The 4,684-nt window shown below is 51.3% G+C and carries 1 protein-coding gene; it reads left to right on the plus strand.

What is annotated here, in order from left to right:
- Positions 1–406: 406 nt before the first annotated feature.
- On the plus strand, positions 407–4,684 hold a 4,278-nt coding region (locus tag ACYVIC_RS19620; protein WP_460862684.1), incomplete at its 3' end, for a non-ribosomal peptide synthetase.

Raw genomic sequence — 4,684 nt, forward strand, 5'->3', positions numbered from 1 at the left:
CGTCATCGCAGGGGATAGCGTTTTCGCTGGAGGATTTGTTTGAGCATGACACGGTGGCGTCATTGGCAAATGCATTGCAACAGGGTGCAGTGACGGTGGTGGAGCAAATCGAAACTTCTGAGTTTGCGCTGCTGGACAGTGAAGATCTTGAACTGCTGTTAGCCTAAACCCGACCGTTGATAGCCGGTAAATTAGTAATAACGGCGTAGTAAGTTAAAGCTTGCTACGCCGTTTTTTATTACTGTAAGCGCCGCTTTTATCCGCTTTCGGCTTTTACTCTGCAGACCTGTCATAAGTAGCAGTTACTCCTGCCCCGCTATTGTAGTTGAATTTACACCATACAAAAGACCCCCTGCCAACCTGGCAAGGCCGTTGTGATGTTCTGTTTGGGAATGGAAATTCAGCTATGACTAAAAAGCAAATTCAAGACGCCTATCCTCTTAGTTACACCCAGATGGGCATGTTGTTTCACCAACAAATGAACAAAGCAGACGCTGTCTATCATGACATTGTTATTCAGCAAGTGGCTTTGCCCCTGCAGCTAAAGGTTTTACAGCAGGTAGTTGATAAGTTAGTCAGCGCGAACGAGATTTTGCGCACAACTTTCGAGCTGAGCCGTTTTAAGCAATCGCTTCAGGTTGTGCACGCTGAATTGAACACGCCGGTCGGGTTGTTAGATTTTTCCCATGCCGAGCCTGATCGGTTTCAACAGTTGAAGCAGCAATGGATTGAAACAGAAAAACAACGCGGATTCGATCTGGAGTCGGCGTCTTTGTTTCGCGTATTTGCTATATATCGGGATGAGCAAAGTTTTGAACTGATCTTAAGTTTTCACCATGCCTTACTGGATGGGTTCAGTGTCCGGCATTTGACCTCAGAGTTGTTGCGTTGTTATGACCTGGCACTTAAAGGACTAGCTGTTGAAGTGGCCCGTTCACCGGCAAAGTATCGTGATTTTATTGCCGCAGAACGTCAGGCTATTGAAAGTGTTGATACACAACAATATTGGCAGTCATTGTTACAGAGCAGCCAACGAGCGGACATAAACAGTGCTGCATCACAATGTGCTGGAAGATCGCATCTGGCGGCGTTGGTTCCACTGTGTTCTGAGATAACTGATGAGCTTGAAACACTAAGGTTGCGTCTTAATGTGCCACGAAAAGCTATCCTGCTTGCAGCGCATCTAAGAGCTATATCGGTATTGTCCGGCAAATCTGATGTGTTAACGGGTGTTGTTGTTAACGGCCGGCCGGAAAAGCTGGGTGCTGAGTCAGTACTAGGTTTGTTCCTAAATACAGTCCCGTTCAGAGCCCATATTAGAAATCAGTCTTGGGCTGACTTTATAAAGGCTGTGGCAGCATGTGACAAAGTAATGTTACCTCATCGTCGCTATCCATTAGGCTTGATGAAAAAGCAGCATGATGGTGCAGATTTCTTCCGTCACATTTTTAATTACACCTCATTTAACGAATCGGCACATGTAAAAAAACAGGCTGAAGATGAAGTCCGCGGGTTTGAAAAAACTAATTATCCCTTCATTGTGCAGGCGATATTTAACAAAGCAGACAACCGGCCAGAAATTTATCTGGAGTTAGATGGCACTGAGTATGCAGAATCTGATTTGCAACGCTTTGTTAAAGTATATCGCAACGTTCTGGAGCAGCTGGCTCTGAACTCAGATGCAGATTGCAGCGTGTTGTCTGCATCTGTGGATCAACAGTGTGATGAGTTGCCGGTATTTGCTACCGACACTATTGTGGCGATGTTCCATCGGGCCTGTGTGGATCACCCGGATGCAACGGCCCTGACCTTTCTGGATAAGTCGCTTAGCTACAGCCAATTAGATGAAGCCAGCAATAAAGTGGCCAATAGCCTGCTGACACTGGGCGTTCAGCCCGGCCAGTTGGTAGGTGTGTGCCTGCAACACAGCGAAGAGCTGCTGGTTGCTCTGCTAGGGGTGCTTAAAGCCGGTGCGGCCTATATTCCGCTAGATCCTAATCAGGCGCCTGAACGGCAGAATGATATTCTTGCTGATGCTAACCCCGCTATGGTACTGGTGCAGGCAAACGTGTCTGGTTGGCGTGATACGGTTACGCAATATACGCTTGCTGAATTACCTGGTGATAATCCGCACGCCCCTGATAGTCGCGTGGCACCGCAAGATCTGGCTTATGTGTTGTATACCTCAGGCTCAACCGGCCGGCCAAACGGCGTGCAGGTGACACATAACAATGTTTGTCGACTGTTTAAATCCAGCCAAGATTGTTTCGGTTTTGATCATACCGATGTCTGGACCCTGTTTCATTCTTACGCCTTTGATTTCTCTGTCTGGGAGATGTGGGGAGCGCTGTTTTACGGTGGCCGTCTGGTTATTCCTGAGCGTGCCGTTACCCGTGATCCGGTCGGGTTTGCCCGGTTGGTGGTTCGCGAAGGTGTGACAGTGCTGAACCAGACACCGACGGCGTTCAACGCGGTGATGCCGCATTTGTTGCAAGCCGCGGATAGCCATCAGCTGCGTTATGTGGTTTTTGGTGGCGAAGCATTGGAGCTGTGCAAGCTGTTGCCATGGTTTGATGCCGGTGGAGCCTGTGGTCGCACCCGGTTGGTGAACATGTACGGCATTACCGAGACCACAGTGCATGTAACCTATAGGCTGTTATCGCGCAAGGATTGTGTCAGCAAAGACAGTGGCAGTCTGATTGGCGAACCTCTGGCAGATCTTGCTATCCAGCTGCTGGATGAATGGCAGCAGCCGGTGCCGTTGGGAGTGCCGGGCGAGATCTACGTTTGCGGCGCGGGCGTCAGTAATGGTTATCTTAACCGCAGCGCTTTGACCGCAGAGCGCTTTGTAAAGTTAAACGGCAGCGGGCCACTGTGGTACCGCTCTGGAGATATAGCCCGGCGTTTGGAAAACGGTGATGTGGAATATCTGGGACGGCGTGATCATCAGGTGAAGATCCGTGGGCACCGGGTAGAGCTGGGAGATATCAGCCGGCAATTGTTGACGTATGACGGCATAGATGATGCGGTGGTGTTGATGCGAGGAAGTGCGGGTCAGGAGCCTGTGCTGACAGCCTACTACACCGGACACGCTATAGAGCCGCCGCTGCTTGGTGCTTACCTGCAACAGCTATTGCCGGCATACATGGTACCGGTCGCCTATGTGCGTATTGAGCAGATGCCGTTAACGATAAACGGTAAGCTCGATCAACGTGCGTTGCCAGAGCCGTGTTTGACAGATCGGGTGGGAAGTGCAGCGTTAGACGCTCCGGCATCAGAGCTGGAAGCGCTGATTTGCCGGATTTGGCAGGAAGTGCTGGGTCTGGATGAAATTGGTACCAACCTTGGCTTTACCGCTGTGGGTGGCGACTCGATTTCCAGCCTGCAGGTTGTGGGTAAGCTGCGTAAGCAGGGCTATATGTTGTCGCTGCAGGATCTGTTTCAGTACCAGACTATTGCCGCCATAGCCGGGCATATAAAGCCGGTGCAGGAGGAAGAGGCAGAGCAGCAGCCGTTTGCCCTGATTGCGGATGACATTCGCAGAAAATTACCGGAAGACATCGAAGATGCGTATCCGGTGAGTCTGCTGCAGCAAGGCTTGCTGTATTACAGTCAGCACTCCCCTGGGCAAGGTGTGTATCACGACATAGTGCACTACCGTCCTGGACTGCGTTTTGACGAAGAGAGCCTGCGCCAGACTCTGGCACTGCTGACGCGGCGTCATGCGATGCTGCGAACAGAAATTGCGCTGGACAGTTATGCACAGCCGTTGTTGCTGGTACATAAGGACGCGCAAATTGAGCTGCAGGTTTATCGTGTGCAACAGGATGATGCTGAAGCGGCACTGAAGAGCTGGTTGCAACAAGAGCACCAGCGAGGTTTTGCTGCAGAAGAATATCCGTTGTTGCGAGTGGCAGCGCATGTGCTGGCGGATGGCGAATTTCATCTGAGCTTCAGCAATCATCATGCAATAGTGGATGGGTTGAGTGAAGCGAGTTTAATCGCAGAGTTGTTGTCGGTGTACCGTCAGGTACAGTCAGGCAAGAATGTAGAGTTGCCGGCATTGCAGGCGAGCTATCGTGACTTTATCGCGATGGAGCTGCAGGCGTTATCAGAGCCTGAGCATGCAGCGTTCTGGCAGCACCTTGATGAGGCGACGGCCAGCCGGGTGCAACTGTCGGCAGCGAATGATGGGGGCAGTGAAGAACATCAGGCCGTGTTGTGTTTATCGGATGCGATAACCTGTAGCTTGGGTGGCGCGGTGTCAACGGAGCTTAGGCAACTCTCAGCAGAGAGTGGTTACTCGTTGAAGACATTGCTGCTGGCTGCGCACCTTAAGACATTGTCTCTGGCCTGTGCCAGTGACACGGTGGTGTCGGGAGGGTCGTTCCATGGACGTCCTGAGGTGATTGACAGTGAGAAGGTGCTGGGGCTGTTTGTCAGTATTCTGCCGGTGTGCGTCACGTTGCCGGAGGGAGACTGGCTAAGCCTGATCAAAGCTGTGGACGCGCATTGTCGCGCTATTGAGCAACATCGTTTTTACCCGCTGGCAGAAATAAAACGCCGTTTAGCTGGTCATGCCCTGTTTGATGTGTCGTTCAACTATACGCAGTTCAATGTGCTGTGGCAGGAGGATGCGCAGGCGGGAACCCAGTTAAATGATCAGCGCGGCGGAGTGGCGGAG

Source organism: Rheinheimera gaetbuli (assembly GCF_054781935.1).